The sequence below is a fragment of the Mycobacterium sp. 663a-19 genome, assembly GCF_035616495.1.
GTDB lineage: Bacteria > Actinomycetota > Actinomycetes > Mycobacteriales > Mycobacteriaceae > Mycobacterium.
Map to the genome: position 1 here is coordinate 171,559 of NZ_JAPJAV010000010.1, position 20,084 is coordinate 191,642.

The 20,084-nt window shown below is 69.3% G+C and carries 20 protein-coding genes; 7 read left to right on the forward strand and 13 right to left on the reverse strand.

The window, feature by feature from the left end; translation table 11 throughout:
* Positions 1 to 42: 42 nt before the first annotated feature.
* From OQ968_RS18770 to OQ968_RS18780, 3 genes are read left to right on the forward strand one after another with little or no spacing between them, the layout of a single operon-like run.
* Positions 43 to 1,590: a bifunctional 3-(3-hydroxy-phenyl)propionate/3-hydroxycinnamic acid hydroxylase gene (locus tag OQ968_RS18770; protein ID WP_324680579.1), complete on the forward strand. Its 1,548-nt coding sequence runs from the start codon at positions 43 to 45 to the stop codon at positions 1,588 to 1,590.
* 22 nt (positions 1,591 to 1,612) lie between these two features.
* The gene (locus OQ968_RS18775; protein ID WP_324680581.1) at positions 1,613 to 2,473 is read left to right on the forward strand and encodes an alpha/beta fold hydrolase; all 861 of its coding nucleotides are present in this window, start codon (positions 1,613 to 1,615) and stop codon (positions 2,471 to 2,473) included.
* The gene (locus OQ968_RS18780) at positions 2,463 to 3,464 is read left to right on the forward strand and encodes a VOC family protein (protein WP_324680583.1); all 1,002 of its coding nucleotides are present in this window, start codon (positions 2,463 to 2,465) and stop codon (positions 3,462 to 3,464) included. The genes OQ968_RS18775 and OQ968_RS18780 overlap by 11 nt, the downstream gene beginning before the upstream one ends.
* A 9-nt stretch (positions 3,465 to 3,473) precedes the next feature.
* On the opposite strand, the gene OQ968_RS18785 is transcribed toward OQ968_RS18780, so the two are convergent.
* Genes OQ968_RS18785 through dapB form a run of 3 tightly spaced genes read right to left on the reverse strand, consistent with a single transcriptional unit; the run spans position 3,474 to position 5,117 of the window.
* Positions 3,474 to 3,929 (reverse strand): flavodoxin family protein, encoded by a 456-nt coding sequence (locus OQ968_RS18785; protein ID WP_324680585.1) that lies wholly within the window; start codon positions 3,927 to 3,929, stop codon positions 3,474 to 3,476.
* Between the two features lie 7 nt (positions 3,930 to 3,936).
* On the reverse strand, positions 3,937 to 4,383 hold the full coding sequence (locus OQ968_RS18790) for a hypothetical protein (protein ID WP_324680586.1): 447 nt from the start codon (positions 4,381 to 4,383) through the stop codon (positions 3,937 to 3,939).
* The gene (gene dapB, locus OQ968_RS18795) at positions 4,380 to 5,117 is read right to left on the reverse strand and encodes a 4-hydroxy-tetrahydrodipicolinate reductase (protein ID WP_324680588.1); all 738 of its coding nucleotides are present in this window, start codon (positions 5,115 to 5,117) and stop codon (positions 4,380 to 4,382) included. Before dapB ends, OQ968_RS18790 begins: the two co-directional genes overlap by 4 nt.
* A 264-nt stretch (positions 5,118 to 5,381) precedes the next feature.
* Between dapB and OQ968_RS18800 the strand changes: the two genes are divergently transcribed.
* A complete protein-coding gene (locus tag OQ968_RS18800) occupies positions 5,382 to 5,759 on the forward strand; it encodes a DUF732 domain-containing protein (RefSeq protein WP_324680590.1) in 378 nt (125 codons plus the stop codon).
* A 44-nt stretch (positions 5,760 to 5,803) separates the two neighbouring features.
* Here OQ968_RS18800 and OQ968_RS18805 read toward each other — a convergent pair whose 3' ends face one another.
* The gene (locus OQ968_RS18805) at positions 5,804 to 6,892 is read right to left on the reverse strand and encodes a dihydrodipicolinate reductase (RefSeq protein ID WP_324680591.1); all 1,089 of its coding nucleotides are present in this window, start codon (positions 6,890 to 6,892) and stop codon (positions 5,804 to 5,806) included.
* On the reverse strand, positions 6,889 to 7,887 hold the full coding sequence (locus tag OQ968_RS18810; RefSeq protein ID WP_324680593.1) for a Rieske 2Fe-2S domain-containing protein: 999 nt from the start codon (positions 7,885 to 7,887) through the stop codon (positions 6,889 to 6,891). The genes OQ968_RS18805 and OQ968_RS18810 overlap by 4 nt, the downstream gene beginning before the upstream one ends.
* 134 nt (positions 7,888 to 8,021) lie before the next feature.
* Here OQ968_RS18810 and OQ968_RS18815 point away from each other — a divergent pair, with 134 nt between their 5' ends.
* A complete protein-coding gene (locus tag OQ968_RS18815) occupies positions 8,022 to 8,600 on the forward strand; it encodes a TetR/AcrR family transcriptional regulator (protein ID WP_324680672.1) in 579 nt (192 codons plus the stop codon).
* Entirely contained in the window at positions 8,597 to 9,115 is a 519-nt protein-coding gene (locus tag OQ968_RS18820; protein WP_324680595.1) for a GNAT family N-acetyltransferase, read from the forward strand. Before OQ968_RS18815 ends, OQ968_RS18820 begins: the two co-directional genes overlap by 4 nt.
* Here OQ968_RS18820 and OQ968_RS18825 read toward each other — a convergent pair.
* The 5 genes from OQ968_RS18825 to OQ968_RS18845 form a co-directional block, all read right to left on the reverse strand.
* Positions 9,102 to 10,178, reverse strand: coding sequence for a PDR/VanB family oxidoreductase (locus OQ968_RS18825; RefSeq protein ID WP_324680597.1), 1,077 nt, complete (start codon positions 10,176 to 10,178; stop codon positions 9,102 to 9,104). The genes OQ968_RS18820 and OQ968_RS18825 overlap by 14 nt on opposite strands.
* 22 nt (positions 10,179 to 10,200) lie before the next feature.
* Positions 10,201 to 11,991, reverse strand: coding sequence for an SDR family oxidoreductase (locus tag OQ968_RS18830; RefSeq protein WP_324680599.1), 1,791 nt, complete (start codon positions 11,989 to 11,991; stop codon positions 10,201 to 10,203).
* Positions 11,992 to 11,994: 3 nt separating this feature from the next.
* On the reverse strand, positions 11,995 to 12,918 hold the full coding sequence (locus OQ968_RS18835; RefSeq protein ID WP_420715950.1) for a metal-dependent hydrolase: 924 nt from the start codon (positions 12,916 to 12,918) through the stop codon (positions 11,995 to 11,997).
* Between the two features lie 80 nt (positions 12,919 to 12,998).
* Positions 12,999 to 13,466, reverse strand: a complete 468-nt coding sequence (locus tag OQ968_RS18840) for an SRPBCC family protein (protein WP_324680601.1) — start codon at positions 13,464 to 13,466, stop codon at positions 12,999 to 13,001.
* A 20-nt stretch (positions 13,467 to 13,486) separates the two neighbouring features.
* On the reverse strand, positions 13,487 to 14,014 hold the full coding sequence (locus OQ968_RS18845) for an Lrp/AsnC family transcriptional regulator (RefSeq protein ID WP_324680603.1): 528 nt from the start codon (positions 14,012 to 14,014) through the stop codon (positions 13,487 to 13,489).
* A 67-nt stretch (positions 14,015 to 14,081) separates the two neighbouring features.
* Here OQ968_RS18845 and ald point away from each other — a divergent pair, with 67 nt between their 5' ends.
* Positions 14,082 to 15,197 (forward strand): alanine dehydrogenase, encoded by a 1,116-nt coding sequence (ald, locus tag OQ968_RS18850; RefSeq protein ID WP_324680605.1) that lies wholly within the window; start codon positions 14,082 to 14,084, stop codon positions 15,195 to 15,197.
* Between the two features lie 9 nt (positions 15,198 to 15,206).
* Here the strand turns inward: ald and OQ968_RS18855 are convergent, their stop codons facing one another.
* Genes OQ968_RS18855 through OQ968_RS18865 form a run of 3 tightly spaced genes read right to left on the reverse strand, consistent with a single transcriptional unit; the run spans position 15,207 to position 19,832 of the window.
* On the reverse strand, positions 15,207 to 16,250 hold the full coding sequence (locus OQ968_RS18855) for a nitronate monooxygenase (protein ID WP_324680607.1): 1,044 nt from the start codon (positions 16,248 to 16,250) through the stop codon (positions 15,207 to 15,209).
* A 5-nt stretch (positions 16,251 to 16,255) separates the two neighbouring features.
* Positions 16,256 to 17,587: a pitrilysin family protein gene (locus tag OQ968_RS18860; RefSeq protein WP_324680609.1), complete on the reverse strand. Its 1,332-nt coding sequence runs from the start codon at positions 17,585 to 17,587 to the stop codon at positions 16,256 to 16,258.
* On the reverse strand, positions 17,568 to 19,832 hold the full coding sequence (locus OQ968_RS18865) for a polyribonucleotide nucleotidyltransferase (RefSeq protein WP_324680611.1): 2,265 nt from the start codon (positions 19,830 to 19,832) through the stop codon (positions 17,568 to 17,570). Before OQ968_RS18865 ends, OQ968_RS18860 begins: the two co-directional genes overlap by 20 nt.
* Positions 19,833 to 20,084 lie beyond the last annotated feature (252 nt).

Sequence of the window (20,084 nt, forward strand, 5' to 3'; positions counted from 1 at the left end):
CTACATTAACAACTCCCAAACAACTCCCCGAAGGGCCGGCCCATGACAGACCAATCGACGTACGACGTGGCGATCGTCGGGTACGGACCCGTCGGCGTCACCGCCGCCAATCTGCTGGGCCAGGCGGGGCTCAAGGTCGTCGTCGTCGAACGCGACCCGAACATCTACGCCCGCGCCCGGGCCATCTCCACCGACGAGGAGGTCGTGCGCATCTGGCAACAGGTAGGCCTGGCCGACCGCCTCAACGCCGACATGCAGCCCGGCAACGGGGCGACCTTCGTCGATGCCGACGGCGTGCCGTTCGTGCGGCTGCTGCCGGTGTCGCGCGGCAACGGCCACCCGCCCCAGCAATTCATCTACCAGCCCGCGCTGGAGAAGGTGCTGCGGGAGGGCGTCGACCGCTTCCCCAACGTCTCGGTCCTCCTCGAGCACGAGTGCCTGCGGGTGATCCAGGGCGACGGGCACGTCGAGCTGATGCTTGCCGATCTCAAAGCCGATGAGCAGCGGCGGATTCGGGCCTCCTATGTGATCGCGGCCGACGGGGGGTCCAGCCCGATCCGCGGGCAGCTGGGCATCGGCTTCTCGGGCCGCACCTACGCCGAGCGGTGGATCGTCATCGACACCAAGGTGCTCAAGGAATGGCCCGGCCACGACCGGCTTCGGTTCCACTGCAACCCGGCCCGGCCTACCGTCGACTGCCCCACCCCGCTGGGGCATCACCGCTGGGAGTTCCCGGTGCGCGACGAGGAGGACGAAAAGGACCTCCTCAACGAGGAAGCGATCTGGAAAGTCCTAGGCGGCCAGGGCATTTCGCCGGAGGACGTGAAGATCCTCGGGTTCGCCTGCTACAGCCACCACGTGCGCTTCGCCGACCGGTGGCGGATCGGGCGGATCTTCTTGGCCGGCGACGCCGCGCACGCGATGCCGCCGTGGATCGGTCAGGGCATGTGCGCCGGCGTTCGCGACGCCGCGAACCTGTGCTGGAAGCTGGACGCGGTGCTGCGCGGGTCCCTGCCCGAATCGGTGCTCGACACCTACCAGGCCGAGCGGATGCCGCACGTCAAGGAGGTGACCAACCGCGCCGTGAAGGTCGGGCAGGTCATCACCCAGCGAGACCCCCGCCGCGCGGCCATGCGCAATCACGTGTACCGAACGATCAGCAAGGTGCCCGGATTCACCGCGTGGCTGCGCCAACATCGGTGGCTGCCGGATGCGCGCTATCACAAGGGTCTGCTGGCGCACAACGGTAACGCCTCGGTCGGTTGCCTGATCCCGCAGCCGTGGGTCGTTGACGAAAAGGGCGACGCCGTCCGCCTCGACGACGTCGTCGGCGGCCGATGGGTCGTCCTGCACCTCGGCCCCGCACCCGCGCTGGACGACTGGCGCGCGGCCGGCGTGCCCGTCGTGAAAGTCCTTGTGCCGGGGAGCAAGCCGAGCCCCGACAGCGTCGTCGACGCCGACGGCGTGCTGACGCGCTGGCTCGACAGGAAGGGCGCTTCCGCGGTGGTCGTGCGACCCGACGGGTTCACCTATGCCGGCGCCGCCGAGGGCCGGCCGCTGCCGCCGCCTCCGGCCGGGTTCAAGGCGTAATTCAAGACGTAAAGGAACAGCCGTGACAAACCTCACCATGACCGAGCGGACCGTGCGCGTAAACGGCCGGGACATCTTCGTCGCCGAGAAGGGTGCCGGCGAGCCGGTGGTCCTGCTGCACGGCGGTGGCCCCGGAGCTTCCGGCGTGTCGAACTATTCGCGCAACATCGACGCCCTGGCCGAGAACTTCCGCGTGATCGTTCCCGACATGCCCGGCTACGGCCAATCGTCCAAGGGCGTCGACCAAAGCGACCCCTTCGGATATTTCGCCGACCACATCCGCGGGATGCTCGACCAGCTCGGCGTTCGGCGCGCGCATCTGGTGGGCAACTCCGCCGGCGGCGCATGCGCGCTGCGCCTCGCGCTGGACACGCCGCATCGGGTCGGCAGGCTCGTGCTGATGGGTCCGGGCGGCATCGGCATCAGCCGCGGACTGCCGACCGCGGGCCTGAAGGCACTGTTGTCGTACTACGGCGGTGACGGGCCCAGCCTGGACAAGATGCGCACGTTCATCCGCGACTATCTGGTGTACGACGGCGGCGCCGTTCCGGAGTCGCTGATCGAGTCCCGCTATGCGTCCACGATCGACCCGGAGGTCGTGGCCAACCCGCCGCTGCAACGCCCGAACGGGTTGCGCACGCTGTGGCGGATGGACTCAACGCGCGACCGCAGGCTCAGCAGCCTGGCGACTCCGACCCTGGTCATCTGGGGCCGCGACGACAAGGTCAACAAGCCAAGCGGCGCAGCGATGCTCGGCAAGCGGCTGCCCAACGCCGACGTGCTCATCAGCGCCAACACCGGACACTGGGTGCAGTGGGAACGCGCCGGCTTCTTCAACGCGGTCACCGCCGCATTCCTGACAGGAGATTCGCATGACCGCTGATCTGTTCGGCAATGTCCACCTGGGCTACGCCGTGATCGAAACCAACAAGTTCGACGACTGGAAACGCTTCGGCCGCGACGCGATCGGCATGCACCTCGACGACCTGATGCCCGACACGATCCGATTTCGCTTGGACGCCAACGAATGCCGCTTCCTGCTGCGCCGGGGACCGGCCGAGGACGTCGTCACGCTGGGCTGGCACCTCGACGGCCACGACACGTTCGACGAGATCTGTCGCCGGGTCGCCGACCACGGCGTGCCGGCGGTCGAGGGCTCCGATGACGAGGCCAAGCTGCGTGGCGTCGAGCGCTTCCTGCGCTTTCCCGGGCCAAACGGACTGACGCAGGAGGTCTACACGACCGCCCGCACCGCCGCGCTGCCGCTGGACATACCCGGCAGCGGATTCGTCACCGGCGCAGGCGGACTCGGCCACGTCGCCATCACCACGAAGAAGCCGCATCAGCTGCGCGGGTATTACAACCACGTGTTCGACGCGCGCCTGTCGGACTACATCGACGAGACGATCAACGGCATGAAGCTGAAGATCCGCTTCCTGCGAGTCAACCAGCGCCACCACTCGGTCGCAATCGCCGCGGCGAATGCGTTGCCCGTGAACCCGATTCGCACGCGCGTCCAGCATGTCAACGTGCAGGTCGGCACGCTCGACGACATGGTGACTTCCTATCAGCGCGTCAAGGAGCTCGGCTTCCACATGGCCCTGTCGGTCGGCCAGCACACCAACGACAAGGAACTGTCGTTCTACGCGATGACCCCGTCCGGGTTCGAGTGGGAGGTCGGGTGGAACCCGATCGTGGTCGACGAGTCCACCTGGAAACCCACCACTCATCAAGGCATCAGCATCTGGGGGCACAAGCCCGAAGGGCAGACCGTCGTCGGCAAGCTCGAGATGTTCGCCGCCGCCGCGCGATCCCTGGTGCATCACGAGGACACCGTCGCGGCGCTGAGCGCGCCGGGCATCGCCGACGACTGACCTGCGGGGTCACCCCATCAGCTGAGCGGCGACCGTCGCACCCAGGTTCCAGCACGCCTCGAGGTCTTCCTTGCTCGGCTTGCTCGAGACCACCACGTGCTCAGCGGCTTTCACCCAGCCGAGCCCGGTGGTGATCGCATCCACGGCACGTTCAGCCCCCTCGGTGCCCTCGTTGCCGTGCAGGTACAGGCCGAAGGGGCGCCCGCGCGTCGCGTCGAGGCAAGGGTAGTAGCAGACGTCGAACGCGTGCTTGAGCGCGCCGCTCATGTAGCCCAGATTGGCCGGGCTGCCCAGGAGGTAGCCGTCGGCCGCGAGCATGTCGGCCGGCGCGACGGTCAGGGCGGGCCGGCGCACCACCTCGACGCCCTCGATCTCGGGGTCGGTGGCGCCGGACAGCACCGCCTCGAACATGGCCTGGGTGAACGGGGACGGCGTGTGGTGGACGATCAGCAGCGTCTTGCTCATGTGTTGCTCATGTCTTGCCCTGCAGCTCGACTGCGGTCTTCATCGTTTCCCTCGCGCGTCGGCGATCCCCCGCGTAGTCGTAGGCTCGGGCCAGCCGGTACCAGCGCCGCCAATCGCCGGGATCGCCCTCGACCTCGGTGCGCACGGTGGCGAACAGCGCGTCGGCCGCATCGCGCTCGATGCGCCCCGACGGCCGCCGCGGCAGCGCGCTGGTGTCGAGTTCCATTCCGTCCTCGGCGATCAGGCGGGCCAGCCGCTGGTGCGCGAACCCGGCCCGCAGCGTGGCGATCATCGCCCACAGCCCGATCACGGGCATGAGGAGCAGCGCCAGCCCCAGGCCGACGGCGGCGGCCCGACCCGAGGCGATCAGCGCGACGGCCATCCGGCCGAGCAGGCCGATGTACACCAGCATTGCCGCGCACAGCAAGGCGATGAGCAGCTGGGTGCGCGTCATTGCAGATTGAGCAGCGGCTCGAGGCCCACCGTGAGGCCCGGGCGTTCGGCGATGCGGCGCACGGCCAGCAGCACGCCCGGCACGAAGGACGTGCGGTCCAGGCTGTCGTGGCGGATGGTCAGCGTCTCCCCTTCGGTTCCGAACAACACCTCCTGGTGGGCGACCAGCCCGGCCAGCCGCACCGAATGCACCGGGATGCCGTCGACGTCGGCGCCGCGGGCGCCGGGCAGGCCGGTGCTGGTGGCATCGGGGTTGGGCGGCAGCCCTTTTCGCGCCTCGGCGATCAGCTTGGCGGTCCGGGCCGCGGTGCCCGAGGGGGCGTCGGCCTTGTGCGGGTGATGCAGCTCGACGACCTCCGCCGAGTCGAAGAACGGCGCGGCCTGCCGGGCGAAGTGCATCGACAGCACCGCCCCGATGGCGAAGTTCGGCGCGATCAGCACGCCGGTATTCGGCCGCCCGGACAGCCACGACTCCACCCACTCGAGGCGCTCCGCGGTGAACCCGGTGGTGCCGACGACGGCGTGAATTCCGTTGTCGATGAGGAACTTCAGGTTGTCCATCACCACGTCGGGGTGGGTGAAGTCGATGACCACCTCGGTGTCGGCGTCGGTCAGCAGGCTCATCGGGTCGCCGGCGTCCACCTCGGCGGACAGGGTCAAATCCTCGGCGGCCTGCACGGCGCCCACCATCGTCGAGCCGACCTTGCCCTTGGCCCCCAGCACGCCTACCCGCATGGTCTTCACCCTAACCCGGGCCGCCAAGGTGTCCGGTTGGTGACGCGAATGCAAACGGCCAGGAAACTCACAGCCAAAATCCAGCCGCGCGTGACCTTACGGAACCACATTGGAATCACGCTGAGCAAAAATATGCGCAGCGAGACAGTCACGAAAACATCGAGGCAACGATCTATCGTGCCTCCGCCCGGGCTTCCGGCCTGACGGGCCAGACCAGGGCCGGGTCCAGTGCCGATGGACCGTTGCCACCGAGTGAGGTGGCACATGTCAACACTGCCCCGCGCAGTCGGCACGGCGGCAACGGCCGGCCTGGCGGTCCTGGCGGCCATGACCCTGGGCCCCGACCCACAGGCGAACGCCGCCCCGGCACCGGTGTGCCCCCAGGGGCAGGCACCGGGGGCGGGCCCGGGGTGCGGCCGGCACGCCTTCCTGCAAGACATCGCCGCGGCCGGCCTCGGTAACAGCTACGGCGGCTCGGCGGCCCTGGACCAGGGCCTGGCCATGTGTGGCCTGATGGACGCCGGCCTTCCCCCGCAGAGCATGGCGAGCCAGTTCGCGGCGGCCAACCCGGACCTGGGCCCCGACGGCGCGGCGCAGGTCGTCCGGATCACCATCCGCGACCTGTGCCCGTGGCACGGCTAGCGAAAGAGGCCCGAAAGAGCCTGGAGCACAGGGGAACTCGGCGCCTACTTCTTGAAGCGTCCGGCGAACCCGCGCAGCGGGAGGTCGGCGCTGGTGATCAGCCCGGGCGGCGCCGCCACCACCGACTTGATCGAGTACAGCGCGGGCATCCCGGTCACGGTCATGCCGATCGACGCGAAATTGTCCGGGTTGGACAGGTCCACACCGGGTTTGGGGAAGATCATGTGCTTGTTGTAAACGCACGGGTCGCCCTTGACCTGGGTGATGTAGCAGCCCTTGATGTTCCAGCTCGGGTCGGTGTGCGGGGTCATCTGCCATTCCAGGTGCGTCTCGACGCGCGGCACCCCATCGACGATGCCCTGGTATTTGATGTAGTTGCCGCCCAGCGAGCCCTTGGGCAGCGTGTACCAGCCCAGGTCGACGTCCTTGATGCAGGCGCCCAGCTCGTAGCTGAACCTCACCTCGTCGAGGGGTAGGTCGAAGCAGTCCGCCATCATCAGCACGCTGTCGGCGAACACGCGGGTGTACTTCTCCAGCTTCGACGGGATTTCCGGGTCGTCGACGGGCTGGCCGTAGCCGACCTCGATCCAGGTGTCCTTGGAGTGGTGGCACGACACGTCGACGGATTCGATGGTGGTGATGTTGTCGATGTCGGCGACGTCGGCCGAGCACACCACGCCCAGGATCTGGTTCAGCCCCGGGTTCATCCCGGTGCCGTAGAAGGTCGCGCCGCCCTTCTCGGCGGCCTCGGCCAGCAGCCGGGTCACCGGCTTACCCGACGGGTGCGGGTGGTTCCTGTCGCGGTGCCACCCGGTGATCCAGTCGGCGGTGGTGACGATGTTGATGCCCGCCTCGAGCACCTTGACGTAGAGGTCCTCGTCGGGGAACACCCCATGGAACGTCAGCACGTCCGGCCTGGCCGCGACGATCTCCTCGGCGGTCCCGGTGAACTTCACCCCGTTGGGCGCCAGGCCGGCGAACTCCCCGGTGTCCCGGCCGACCTTCTCCGGCGAATAGCAGTGCACGCCAACGAGTTCGAGGTCGGGCTGGGTGGCGATCCGCCTGATCATCTCCGAGCCGACGTTTCCGCTTCCAACCTGGAAGACGCGAATCGGTGCAGCAGGTGCGTTCATCTCGTCAAGCCTTCCTCATAAAACTGCTGGGCCCAGTTGCGGATCGCGGTGAAGCCCTCGTACTCGTCGGCGGCCAGCGCGGGCGGGTCCGAATAGCGCTGGTGGCACCAGATTTCGATGTCCTGCTCGAACTGCCGGATGACTTCCCGCCCGAATTCGGCGGCCTTGCGCTCGGCCCGGGCGGGGTCCTTGCCCGCGTCGATCTCAGGCCGCCCGATGTAGACCATGAACCGCACATCGGAGGTGGACTCGTCGACGGGGGTGATCGCAGAGATGGTGCGGTTGTCGACCATGCCCCAGCTCTTGGTCACCGCGATTCCCAGCCCGCCGTTGATGGCCTGCACCCCGCTGTTGACGTCCTCGATCCGCTGGCCGTCGTCGCCCTCGAAGGTGATGGTGAAGTCGACGAAGGAGACCGGCTCGCCGAAGTCGTGCCGGGTGAACACCGGCACGATCGGCGTGTTGTGTACGAACTTGAAGTGCGCAAAGTCGACACCGTTTTCCAGCACGTATTGCGGGTGCAGCTCGAGGCTTTGCCGGTACAGCCGCTGCTGCGGGTAGTAGCCGGCGGCGCTGCTGCCGTCGCCGAACGCGGCGAACACGTCGGGCGCGTCGAAGTAGGGCTCGCGGCGCTGCACGTCGTGCCAGATGTAGACGGACTCGTTGCGCTCCACGACGGGATAGGTGCGGATGCGCCGGCCGCGGTTGGGGCGGTCCTGGTACGGGATGCACACGTTGCGCCCCTCGGCGCTCCACTGCCACCCGTGGAACGGGCACTGCAGCACGTCGCCGACGACCTTGCCGCCGTATCCCAGGTGCGCGCCGAGGTGTTCGCAGTAGGCGTTCATCACGGTGAGCTCGCCGGAGTCGGCCCGCCAGGCGACCATGTCCTGGTCGAAGTACTTCATCCTGTGCACGTCGCCGGCGCCGATCTCGTCGGACCAGGCGACCTGGAACCACCCGGTCGGCTTCATCGACAACGGCGGCTTAGCCATCGAACCCTGCCATGCGAGCATCCCTCCTCGACGAATCACAGTACCCTCTATGAAAATGTTAGGCTAGACGGGTGACCGAATCCAAGGTCGCCGGCCGCCGCCCCAACCGGCGCGGCAACGCGACCCGCGAGAGCATGCTCGAGGCCGCGCTGCGGTCGCTGGCCTCGGGCGAGCCGGGCTCGGTGTCGGCCAACCGCATCGCCAAGGACATCGGCGCCACCTGGGGCGCGGTGCAGTACCAATTCGGCGACACCGACGGCTTCTGGGCCGCGGTCCTGCACCGCACCGCCGAGCGGCGCGCCGCGACGTTTTCCACGCTGTCCGCGCCGGTCCAGCCGGACGCTCCCCTGCGCGAGCGCGTCGGCGCCATCGTCGAAACGCTCTATCACGGCCTGGCATCGGCGGATTCGCGCGCGATCGAGAACCTGCGGGCCGCGCTGCCCCGGGACCCCGTCGAGCTCGAGCGGCTCTACCCGCGGACCGCCACCGAGCTGTTCTCCTGGGGCAAGAGCTGGTTGCAGACCTGCCGGAGCGCGTTCGCAGGGCTCGACGTCGACCCGGAGCGGGTGCGCGAGGTCGCCGCCCTGATCCCCGGCGCGATGCGCGGCCTGGTGTCGGAGCGCCAGCTGGGTTCGTACGCCGATCTCGACGTGGCGCGGCGGGGCCTGACCAACGCGCTGGCCGCCTACCTGGACGGCTCCCGGGCGCGATGATCACGATCCGCGAGGCCAAGCCCGCCGATTTCGCGAACGTCGCGCGGATGCACTATCCGGTGTGGCGACGGTCCTGGTCGGGGATGCTGGCCGACGATCTGCTCGACGTGCTCGGTTCGCCGAAGCGCTGGGCCACCGAGACGTACCCGCACGACCTCAGCCGCCCCGGCTGGTCCATGTGGATTGCCGAGCGCGACGGCGACCCGCTCGGCATGACCATCTTCGGGCCCGACGCCCTCAATCCCGACGACCTGCAAATCGACGCGCTGTACACGGCGGAGGCAAGCCAGCGCCTCGGCATCGGCGGCCGCCTGCTCGACGAGGCGGTGCGCGCCGACCCGCCGGGCGACGTGATCCTGTGGTGCGCGGAGAACAACGTCAAGGCGCGAGAGTTCTACGAGCACAGGAACTTCCGGCTGGACGGGCGCACCTTCGTGTGGAAGCCGCTGCCCGGCGTGCCCGTGCCGCACGTGGGCTACCGGCTCCCCCGGTCGGCGCGCCTCAGGCGTCGATGACCAGGCGATCGCCCTTCGCCCGCGACACGCATACCACCATCTCGTCTCCGCCGACCGCGGTGCGGCCGCGGTGATCGACCTGTCCGGCAAGCAGTTTGACCATGCAGGTCCCGCAGAAGCCCTGCCGACAGGAGTACGGGGTGGTCGGGTCGTGGTCGAGCATCACGTCCAGCGCGGACCGATTCGCCGGCACGCGCAGCACCCGGCGGGAACGCGCGAGCTCGAGCTCGAACGGAGCGCCGCCGACCACCGGCGGGGGGCTGAACCGCTCGTAATGCAGTGGCGCGTCGGCGTGTTCGTTGCGGGCCACGCGCACCGCCTCTAGCATGCCGGTGGGCCCGCACACGTACACCGCCGTCGTCGGCCCGGCGCCGGAAAGTAGTTCGTCCACGCCGGCGACCCGGCCGTGCTCGTCGTCGGCCCAGACCGTGACCCGTTCCGGCGCCACCGCGACCACCTCGTCCAGAAACGGCATGTAGTCGCGGCTGCTGCCGCAATAGACGGCGCCCCAGTCGATTCCGCGCCGCTGGGCCGCGTGCAGCATGGGCAGGATGGGTGTCACCCCGATGCCGCCGATCACGAACAGCACGTCACGCTCGGCGGTGCCGAGATAGAACGCGTTGCGGGGGCCCTCGAACACCAGCGTGTCGCCCACGCCGTACGCGTCGTGCATCTCGATCGACCCGCCGCCGCCGTCGGCGATCCGGCGCACGGCGATGCGGTAGTCGGTGCGCCGCCCGGGCGGGCCGCACAGCGAGTATTGCCGGCGCCGGCCCGACGGCAGCTGGACGTCGATGTGCCCGCCGGGCGTCCAGGAGGGCAGCAGCCCGCCGTGGGGATCGGCGAGCGTCAATGCGACGACGTCCGGGGCGACGAGTTCGCGTTTGGTGACCACCGCGGTCTGCGTGCGCCGCACCGGCCTGACCCGCGACGGCTCCCAGCGCGAGACCGAGGCGAGCCCGCCGAACAGCGTGCGTATCCCCCACAGCATCGTGGCCAGCCGATCGTGGTCGCGCCGGCCGTAGAGGTCGGCGGGCCTGGACGTCCAAATGCTTTCCGGCACGGCGCAATCCTTATCTCTGCCCTTATTTCTGCCTGATGTCGAAGCGCGCGAACAGCCGGATCGCCGACGGGCTGATGCGGCGCATCGCGTAGCCGATCCTCGACTCGGCGGCGATCGGCAGCACGGCCGGGCCGGTCCTGACGGCCTTGACGATGGCCCTGGCGGTGGCCTCGGGTGTGTAGTTGCGCCGCCGGTAGGCCGCGTCCGCCTTCTCGCGGGCGCGGGCCTGCTGTTCGTCCGACATGCCGGCGTAGATGGTGCTTTTGGCGATGTTGGTGTTGACGAATCCCGGGCACACCGCCGTCACGGTGATGCCCTCGTCGGCAAGGTCGGCCCGCAGCGACTCGCTGAACGCCAGCACCGCCGCCTTGGTGGTGCCGTAGGCGAGCATGGACTTCGACGGCAGGAACGCCGCCGCCGACGCCACGTTGATGATCGTTCCGCCCTCGCCGCGCTCGACCATCTGCGCGCCGAACGCCCTGCTGCCGGAGATGATGCCGCGCAGGTTGACCCCGATGATGTCGTCCCAATTCGCCGGGGTGGTCTCCAGGAACCGGCCCGCCATCCCGATGCCGGCGTTGTTCACCAGGATGTCGACCACGCCGTGCTCGGTGAGGACCTGTGCGGCAAGGTCGTTCATCGCGGACTCGTCGCTGACGTCGGCCCGGTAGACCGCGGCCTCGGCGCAGGCCGCCCGGACGGCGTCCGCCGTCTCGTTGGCCGCCGCCAGATCGCGGTCGACGATCACCACCTTGTGGGCGCCGTGCCGGGCCAGTTCCACCGCGGTGGCCCTGCCGATGCCGGCGCCCGCCCCGGTGACGAGCGCGAGCTTGCCCCGCACCTCGCGCGGGCCGCCGCGCGCGACCGGCGCGCCGTCGGCGGCCGAGGCGCCCGTGTTGCGATCGACCCATTCGGCGGTCAGCCGGGCGATGACCTCGGGGCGCGAGGTCACCACCCAGTGCCCGCCCTCGATCGAAATCACCCGACCCCCGGCGGGAATCGAGCCGGTGAACCGCTGCAGCGCCGGCGTCACGAAGATGTCCCGGCGCGGCGCCAGCACCTGCACCGCGACGGTGGTCTTGGGCAGCGGCCCCGGCGCCAGGAACGGCGCGGGCATGTTCTCCCGGTACAGGTTGAGCCCGTTGACATAGTCGGCGGCCGACCGCGGCGGCTTGCGGTGCCGGCTGCGGGTGCTGGACCGGCCGATGCGTTCCAGGGCCTCAACGACTTTCACGCCCATGCGCGAGCGAAACGCCAGCTCGGGCACCACCGGGCACAGGAAGAAGCCGATGTATCCGGACGACACCAGCTGCCTGGCAACCCGGGCCAGCGTCCGAGGCGTGCGCCCGGATCGCAGGAAGGCGCCCGCGTACTGCAGGTGCGGGCCAGAGATCGAGGTGAACGAGGCGATCCTGCCCATCACGGAATCGCCCATCACCGAATCAGCCGTGACCGCTGCCCAGGCCTGGATCGAGCCCCAGTCGTGGGCCAGCAGGTGCACCCGCTCGACGCCCAGGCTGTCGATCACCGCGCCGATGTCGGACACGAGCTGCCCGAACGCGTACCCGGATCGTGTTGCGGGACACGACGATTCGCCGGCCCCGCGTACGTCGTAGGCCACCACGTTGTACCGGTCCCGATAGCGCTCGGCGAACTCCTCGGCGACCGCGTCCCACACGTGGTGGTTGTCGGGATAGCCGTGGATGGCCAGGATGGTCGAGCGTGCCGGGTCGATCTCGGTGTAGGAGTGCACCGCCAGGTCGACGCCGTCGGACCCGGTGATGTGCGACGTGATGCCGGAGGTTCCGGTCATGGCTCAGTGCGAGGCGCGGGCGGCCGGCGAGACGGCCAGGTAGTCGACCGCCAGGCCCAGCCCGCCCAGCTGTGACGGATGGAACCCCGGCCGGTAGTAGCTCCCTACCACCCGGATGAACCGCCGCGGCCCCGGCACCAGGCCGCGGCGCGCCGCGCGGAAGTAGTCGCGCCAGCGCGGCTTGGTCCCGGGCGGCAGCTGCGGGTCCACCGAGTACATGAAGCGCACCCCGCGGATCCACAGCCACAGCATCGCCGGGCTGACCACCAGCTGGGTGCGCACCTGCCGCAAATACCCGGCCCGCAGGTGCTTCATGGTGTCGAAGGCCACCGCCTTGTGCTCGACCTCCTCGGCGCCGTGCCAGCGCAGCATGTCCAGCATCGTTTTGTCGGTGCCGATCTCGTCGTGGGCCGGGGAGTCCAGGATCCACTCGCCCAGGATCGCGGTGTAGTGCTCGATCGCCGACACGAAGGAGATCTGCTCCAGCAGCCAGCTGTGCTGTCGGCGCGCACTCCACCGCGGCCGCTCGCCGAGCAGCTTCTCGAACAGCCACTTGATCTGGTCGGTGTAGGGCGTCACGTCGATGCCCCGGGCGGCGAAGTGGTCCAGCACTCCGGCGTGCGCCTGGGAGTGCACCGCCTCCTGGCCGATGAATCCCTGCACGTCGAGCCGCAGCTGGTCGTCCTTGATCAGCGGCAACGCCTTCTTGAAGACCGCGACGAAGAACTCCTCGCCCGCGGGCAGCAGCAGGTGCAACACGTCCAGGACGTGGGTGGCGAACGGTTCGCCGGGCACGTAATGCAGCGGCAGCTTCGCCCAGTCGAACTCGACGTCGCGCGCCTCGAGAACGAGGCGTTCGTGGTCCAGCGATGCCCCGGACCGACCATAGTGTGGACCGGCTGCCTGGTCGTCGACGGTGAACATCATGACCCCCTACCTGCGGTTACACGCGTTTGGCAAGTATAGTGACACCGCCCAACATATGCGAAACCGCCGGTACCGGGTTTTTATCCCCCGGGGTTTTCGGCGCGCTGCTTGAGGCGCTGCAGGGTGAGCCGGATGTGCTCGGTGTTGGCGGCCACCCGATCGCCGACGCCGGTGGCCCTGCCGGCGATCTTGCGGAACCAGCCCGGCCGGCGGTCCCAGGTGCTCTCGGTGACGCGGCAGCCGCCGTCGGCCGAGACGATGTCGTATTGCCAGCGTGCGATGGGCAAGACGGTGTGTCGCACCTCGAACGCGAACAGCCGGCCCGGTTCGGCGTCGGTGACGGTGCACTTGGTGGTCCACCGCTTGCCGCCATTTCGGTTGTGGCCCGCGAACACCGCGCCCCGACGCGCGGAATCGCCCTTGCGCCACTCCATGGCGTAGGCCTCCTCGGCGAGCGACGCCAGCGTCGGCAGGTCGGTGATGAGCCCATAGACGACGTCGGGGTCGGCGTCGATCGCAACGGTGGCCGACACGCTCGGGTGGCTCATTCGAGGATCATAACCATGGCTCAGATCGGTGCCGCCCCGCGCAGGTGCTCGAAGATCAGCGAGGTCTGGGTGCCGGCGACGTCGGCGTCGGCGTTGAGGTTCTCGACCACGAACGAGCGCAGGTCCTCGGTGTCGCGGGCGGCGACGTGCAGCAGGAAATCGTCGGCGCCGGCGAGGAAATAGACGTCCATCACCTGCCGGCGGCGCCGGATCTGCCGGATGAAGCTGCGGATCTTGCCGCGCGCGTTGGACTGCAGGCTGACGGAGATCATCGCCTGCAGCGGCATTCCGACCGCGACCGGGTCGACGTCGGTAAAGAAACCCCGGATGACGCCGAGGTCCAGCAACCGCCGCACCCGGCCGTGACAGGTCGACGGCGCGATCCCGACCGCGTCGGCGAGCGCGTTGTTGGCGATGCGCGCGTCGGCGTGCAGCACACCCAGGATCCGGCGGTCCACGTCATCGAGGTTGGCGGGCCGGTCGGCGGGCCGAACATCCTTCGGCGGGCCACCCGGCGGACCCGCCGCTGGCGTCGACTTATCGGGCATACCCGCACACTATAGAATTATCGTCAGCATGTTTGAAGGTCCTTCGAACTTTCTTCACACTTGAGTCATGCGCGTCGGCGTCGTGACCGAGACCAAGAACAACGAGTTCAGGGTGGCCGTCACCCCGTCGGGCGTCGTCGAACTGACGCGCCGCGGCCACGAGGTTCTCATCCAGTCCGGCGCCGGGGAAGGGTCGGCCATCGCCGACGCGGACTTCAAGGCGGCGGGCGCCCAGCTGGTCGGCGCCGCCGGGCAGGTGTGGTCCAACGCCGACCTGCTGCTCAAGGTCAAGGAACCGACGCCCGACGAGTACGGCTGCCTGCGGCGGGGCCAGGTGTTGTTCACGTTCCTGCATTTGGCCGCGTCGCGCGCCTGCACCGACGCGTTGTTGTCGTCGGGCACGACCTCGATCGCGTATGAGACCGTCCAATCCGCCGACGGCACACTGCCGCTGCTCGCGCCGATGAGCGAGGTCGCGGGCCGGCTTTCCGCTCAGGTCGGGGCGTATCACCTGATGCGCACCCACGGCGGGCGCGGCGTGCTGATGGGCGGCGTGCCCGGCGTCGAACCGGCCGACGTCGTCGTGATCGGCGGCGGCACAGCGGGATACAACGCCGCCCGGGTGGCCGGCGGCATGGGCGCGGCCGTCACCGTCCTCGACGTCAAACTCGACAAGCTGCGGCGCCTCGACGCGACGTTCGGGGGCGCGGTCCGCACCCGCCACTCGTCGGCCTATGAGCTCGAAACCGCCGTCAAGGCTGCCGACCTGGTGATCGGCGCCGTCCTGGTGCCGGGCGGCAGGGCGCCCAAGCTGGTCTCGAATTCGCTTGTGGCACAGATGAAGCCGGGCGCGGTGTTGGTGGACGTCGCCATCGACCAGGGCGGCTGCTTCGAGGATTCGCGGCCGACGACCCACGATCGCCCCACCTTCGCCGTGCACGACACGCTGTTCTACTGCGTGACCAACATGCCCAGCGCGGTGCCCAGGACGTCGACGTACGCGCTGACCAACGCGACGATGCCATACGTGCTCGAGCTCGCCGACCGCGGCTGGCGGGCGGCGTGCCGGTCGGATCCGGCGCTGGCACACGGGCTTTCGACGCACGAGGGTGCGCTGCTGTCCGAACGGGTGGCCGCCGACCTCGATATGGAGTTCACCGACCCGGCGAGCCTGTTGGCCTGACGCCGGGCTTCAGTCGGTCGCGGCGAGGCCGGCGACGATGTCGGCCGCCGGCCCGGGCCGGGCGTCCTTGAATCCCGTTCCGGCCCAAAGGTTCATCCCGTCGGGGTCCTCCAGCTGGGCCGCCGCCGCCCGTATCGGCGCAGTCATCTGGTTCACCTCCGGATACCCCAGCGGCGCAACGCGATCGAAGATGCGGATGAACTCGTTCTCCAGGCCGCGCGCGTAGCGCCCCGAGAACGCGCGCGTGACGATGGTCCTGCCGAACAGCGGGTTCACCATCGCGGTGCGGTGCGCGGGGTTGGTGCCCGCCTCGTCGGACAGCAGCAGCGCGGTGCCCACCTGCGCGGCCACCGCCCCCCGGCGCAGCACACCCGCGACGTCCTCGGCGGTGCCGAGTCCGCCGGCCGCGACGATCGGCACGTCGTGCGCCTTGCGGATCCGGTCGATCAGCTGGTGCAGCGACTCGGTGCCGGGGTCCATGTCGGGCGCGAACGTGCCGCGGTGCCCGCCCGCGCCTGGGCCCTGGACCACCAGGCTGTCCGCGCCGGCGGCGATGGCGACCCCGGCCTCGTAGGCCGACGTCACCGTGATCATGACCAACAGCCCCAGCGCGCCCAGCCGGCGAATGACGTCCGGCGACGGCACGCCGAAGGTGAACGACACCAGCTCCGGGCGCACGTCGGCCACGACCTCCAGCTTGCGCTCCCAGTCGTCGTTGTCCCCGTACTCGGGCCGGCCGACCTCGACCTGGTAGTGCTCGGCGATGTCCTCGAGCTCCTCCGCGTAGTACTCCAGCGCCACCCAGTCGGCGACACTGGGTTGGGGCACAAACAGGTTGACGCCGAGCGGGCCGGTGGTGGCCGCGCGCGCCGCGGCGATGTCGTCGGCGAACTGCTCGGCGGTGCGGTACCCGCCGGCGATGAAACCGAGCCCGCCCGCGTTGGTCACCGCGGCGGCCAGCGCCGGGGTGCCCGGGCCCCCGGCCATCGGCGCGCCCACGATGGGCACCATGATGTCCCAAAAGCCCAGTACCCTCTGGTCAACGAGTACCATCTGCGCTAATTTACCATCGCCCGAAGTTGTTGGGGCAGCGATCGTTTCGAGGCGTACGGACCCAAAACCGCGGCGCCGTAGCGCTTACGCAGCAGCCGTCGCGCCACCGCGTTGACCTCGTCGACGGTGACCGCGTCGATCTGCCGCAGGGTGTGCTCGATGCTGCGGTGCCTGCCGTAGTTCAGTTCGCTGCGGCCGATGCGGCTCATCCGGGAGCTGGAATCCTCCAGGCCCAGCACGAGCCCGCCGCGCAACGAGCCCTTCGCGATGCGGCATTCGGATTCGGTGATGCCGTCGCGCGCCACCGCTTCGAGCACCTCGCTGGTCACCCGCATCACGTCGGCGAAACGCTCGGGCAGGCAGGCGGCGTACACCGACAGCGCACCACTGTCGGCGAAGATGTCCAGCGCCGAGTAGACCGAGTAGGCCAGGCCGCGCAACTCGCGAACCTCTTGGAACAGCCGCGAACTCAGCCCGCCGCCCAGCGCGGTGTGCAGCACCGACAGCGCCCAGCGGTGCTCCCACCGCCGCCCCGGCGTGCGCACGCCCAGGGACACGTGGGTCTGCTCGGCGTCCCGGCGTCCGAGCAGCAATCCGCCGCCGCCGTTCAAGCGGCCCGAGCCCTTGCGCGGCGCGACGGGGTGGCGCCCGCGGACCAGTCGCGGCCCGAAGTGCTCGCGCACCAGCGCGACCACCTCGTCGTGGTCGACGTTGCCGGCGACCGCGACCACCATCCGCTCCGGCGTGTAGCGCCGCACGTGGAACGAGTGCAGCTGGGACCGCGTCATCGCCGACACCGACCGCGCGGTGCCGATCACCGGCCGGCCCACCGGGTGATCGCCGAACAGCGACGCCAGGAACATGTCGCCCAGCGCGTCCTCGGGGTCGTCGTCGCGCATCGCGATCTCCTCGAGCACCACGTCGCGTTCGAGCTCGACGTCGTCGGAGGCGCAGCGGCCGTTGAGGACCACGTCGGCGACCAGGTCGACGGCCAGCTCCAGGTCGCTGTCGAGCACGTGCGCGTAGTAGCAGGTGTGCTCCTTGGCGGTGAACGCGTTCAGCTCACCGCCGACCGCGTCCATCGCCTGCGCGATGTCCACGGCGTTGCGTGTCGGTGTCGACTTGAACAGCAGGTGCTCCAGGAAGTGCGCCGCCCCGGCCACGCTGGCGCCCTCGTCCCGCGACCCGACGCCGACCCAGACGCCGACCGACGCGGATCGCACCGCCGGCAGGTACTCGGTGACCACCCGCAACCCGCCCGGCAGGGTGGTGCGGCGCAGGCGATGTTCGGGCGCGGCTTCGGCGGCTGCTGGCCTTCTAAACGGAACTGGCGGCATCGGCTGGCGCGGCCGCCGGGGCGTCGGGGGCCGTGCTGTCCTCTTCGCCCAGCAGGACCAGCGAGATCTTGCCGCGCTTGTCGATGTCGGCGATCTCGACCCGCAGCTTGTCGCCGACGTTCACCACGTCCTCGACCTTCGCGATCCGCTTGCCCTTGCCGAGTTTGGAGATGTGCACCAGCCCGTCGCGCCCCGGCAGCAGCGACACGAAGGCGCCGAAATCCGTTGTCTTGACCACGGTTCCGAGGAATCGCTCCCCCACCGTCGGCAGCTGCGGGTTGGCGATGGCGTTGATCTTGTCGATCGCGGCCTGCGCCGACGGCCCGTCGGTGGCGCCGACGAACACGGTGCCGTCGTCCTCGATGGAGATCTGCGCGCCGGTCTCCTCGGTGATGGCGTTGATGACCTTGCCCTTGGGGCCGATGACCTCGCCGATCTTGTCGACCGGGACCTTGATGGTGGTCACCCGCGGCGCGTACGGGCTCATCTCGTCGGGTGAGTCGATGGCCTCGGCCATGACCTCCAGGATGGTCAGCCGGGCATCGCGGGCCTGCTCGAGCGCGCCCGCCAGCACCTGCGACGGGATCCCGTCGAGCTTGGTGTCCAGCTGCAGCGCGGTGACGAAGTCCTTGGTGCCGGCGCACTTGAAGTCCATGTCGCCGAACGCGTCCTCGGCGCCCAGGATGTCGGTCAGCGTCACGAAGCGGCGCTCGGTGCGACCGTCGGTCTCGACGTCGTCGGAGACCAGGCCCATCGCGATGCCCGCCACCGGCGCCTTCAGCGGCACCCCGGCGTTGAGCAGCGCCAGCGTGGACGCGCACACCGAGCCCATCGACGTCGAGCCGTTGGAGCCCAGCGCCTCCGACACCTGCCGGATCGCGTACGGGAACTCCTCGACGCTGGGCAGTACCGGGATCAGGGCCCGCTCGGCCAGGGCGCCGTGCCCGATCTCGCGCCGCTTGGGCGAGCCGACCCGGCCGGTCTCGCCGGTGGAGAACGGCGGGAAGTTGTAGTGATGCATGTAGCGCTTGGACGTCTCGGGCCCCAGCGAGTCGATCTGCTGGGCCATCTTGACCATGTCCAGCGTCGTCACGCCCAGGATCTGCGTCTCGCCGCGCTCGAACAGCGCGCTGCCGTGCGCGCGCGGCACGACGGCGACCTCGGCCGACAATGCGCGGATGTCGGTGATGCCCCGGCCGTCGATGCGGAAGTGGTCGGTGAGGATGCGCTGGCGCACCAGCTTCTTGGTCAGCGCGCGGAATGCGGCCGAGACCTCTTTCTCCCGGCCCTCGTAGGTGTCCGCGACCCGCTCGACCACCTCCGCCTTGAGCTCGTCGGTGCGTGCGTCGCGCTCCGCCTTGCCGCCGATGGTCAGGACCTTGGCCAGCTCGTCGGTGGCCACCGAGGCGACCGAGTAGTAGACGTCCTCGGCGTAATCCGGGAACGTCGGGTACTCGCCGGCCGGCTTGGCCGCGGCCCCGGCCAGCTCCTCCTGCGCGGTGCACAGTATGGCGATGAACGGCTTGGCGGCCTCCAGGCCTTGGGCCACAACGGTTTCCGTCGGCGCCTGGGCGCCGCCCTCGACCAGCTCGATGACCTTCTCGGTGGCCTCGGCCTCGACCATCATGATCGCGACGTCGGGACCGTCGGATCCATCGACCTTCCGTCCGGCCACGACCATGTCGAACACGGCGCGCTCGAGTTGCTCGACGGTCGGGAACGCGACCCAGGTGCCGTCGATCAGCGCGACCCGCACACCCCCGATCGGACCCGAGAACGGGAGCCCGCTCAGCTGGGTGGAGGCCGACGCGGCGTTGATGGCCAGCACGTCGTAAAGGTCGTTGGGGTCCAGGCTCAGGATCGTCACCACGATCTGGATCTCGTTGCGCAGGCCGTCCACGAACGACGGGCGCAGCGGACGGTCGATGAGCCGGCAGGTCAGGATCGCGTCGGTGGACGGCCTGCCCTCGCGGCGGAAGAACGAACCGGGGATGCGGCCCGCGGCGTACATCCGCTCCTCGACGTCGACGGTCAGCGGGAAGAAGTCGAAGTGCTCCTTGGGGGTTTTGCTGGCGGTGGTTGCCGACAGCAGCATGTTCTCCTCGTCCAGGTAAGCGACCACGGCGCCGGCGGCCTGCTGGGCCAGCCTGCCGGTCTCGAATCGGACGGTGCGGGTGCCGTAGCTCCCGTTGTCGATGGTGGCGGTTGCCTCGAACACGCCTTTTTCTATTTCAGCTACAGACATGGGTGTCCGTACGGCCTCTCTGGGTTATTCAGCTTTTTCGCGTCGTCGCGCGCAACTACCCCGAGAGCTTCCCAAATTTCCCTGAGAGGAAGAAGTCTGAATGCGGCTACGGCCATCGATCGAAGCGGCCGACCTGCCCCAGATCCGGAGAGCCCGGCAGCCACTACCGAAGACCGCCCGATGCAGACCGGGCAGCTCCCTTGGACGTGCACAGTGACACGCTGGAACGGCACGCGCGGATCTGCGCGAACC

Coding starts and splice junctions, on each gene's coding strand:
- OQ968_RS18805 (WP_324680591.1), bottom strand. CDS start 6,892: ATGAACGCACCTGCTGCACCGATTCGCGTCTTCCAGGTTGGAAGCGGA.
- ald (WP_324680605.1), top strand. CDS start 14,082: ATGCGCGTCGGCGTCGTGACCGAGACCAAGAACAACGAGTTCAGGGTG.
- OQ968_RS18785 (WP_324680585.1), bottom strand. CDS start 3,929: ATGAGCAAGACGCTGCTGATCGTCCACCACACGCCGTCCCCGTTCACC.
- OQ968_RS18835 (WP_420715950.1), bottom strand. CDS start 12,918: ATGATGTTCACCGTCGACGACCAGGCAGCCGGTCCACACTATGGTCGG.
- OQ968_RS18770 (WP_324680579.1), top strand. CDS start 43: ATGACAGACCAATCGACGTACGACGTGGCGATCGTCGGGTACGGACCC.
- OQ968_RS18840 (WP_324680601.1), bottom strand. CDS start 13,466: ATGAGCCACCCGAGCGTGTCGGCCACCGTTGCGATCGACGCCGACCCC.
- OQ968_RS18780 (WP_324680583.1), top strand. CDS start 2,463: ATGACCGCTGATCTGTTCGGCAATGTCCACCTGGGCTACGCCGTGATC.
- OQ968_RS18855 (WP_324680607.1), bottom strand. CDS start 16,250: ATGGTACTCGTTGACCAGAGGGTACTGGGCTTTTGGGACATCATGGTG.
- OQ968_RS18810 (WP_324680593.1), bottom strand. CDS start 7,887: ATGGCTAAGCCGCCGTTGTCGATGAAGCCGACCGGGTGGTTCCAGGTC.
- OQ968_RS18865 (WP_324680611.1), bottom strand. CDS start 19,832: ATGTCTGTAGCTGAAATAGAAAAAGGCGTGTTCGAGGCAACCGCCACC.
- OQ968_RS18845 (WP_324680603.1), bottom strand. CDS start 14,014: ATGCCCGATAAGTCGACGCCAGCGGCGGGTCCGCCGGGTGGCCCGCCG.
- OQ968_RS18800 (WP_324680590.1), top strand. CDS start 5,382: ATGTCAACACTGCCCCGCGCAGTCGGCACGGCGGCAACGGCCGGCCTG.
- OQ968_RS18860 (WP_324680609.1), bottom strand. CDS start 17,587: ATGCCGCCAGTTCCGTTTAGAAGGCCAGCAGCCGCCGAAGCCGCGCCC.
- OQ968_RS18790 (WP_324680586.1), bottom strand. CDS start 4,383: ATGACGCGCACCCAGCTGCTCATCGCCTTGCTGTGCGCGGCAATGCTG.
- OQ968_RS18830 (WP_324680599.1), bottom strand. CDS start 11,991: ATGACCGGAACCTCCGGCATCACGTCGCACATCACCGGGTCCGACGGC.
- dapB (WP_324680588.1), bottom strand. CDS start 5,117: ATGCGGGTAGGCGTGCTGGGGGCCAAGGGCAAGGTCGGCTCGACGATG.
- OQ968_RS18820 (WP_324680595.1), top strand. CDS start 8,597: ATGATCACGATCCGCGAGGCCAAGCCCGCCGATTTCGCGAACGTCGCG.
- OQ968_RS18815 (WP_324680672.1), top strand. CDS start 8,022: ATGCTCGAGGCCGCGCTGCGGTCGCTGGCCTCGGGCGAGCCGGGCTCG.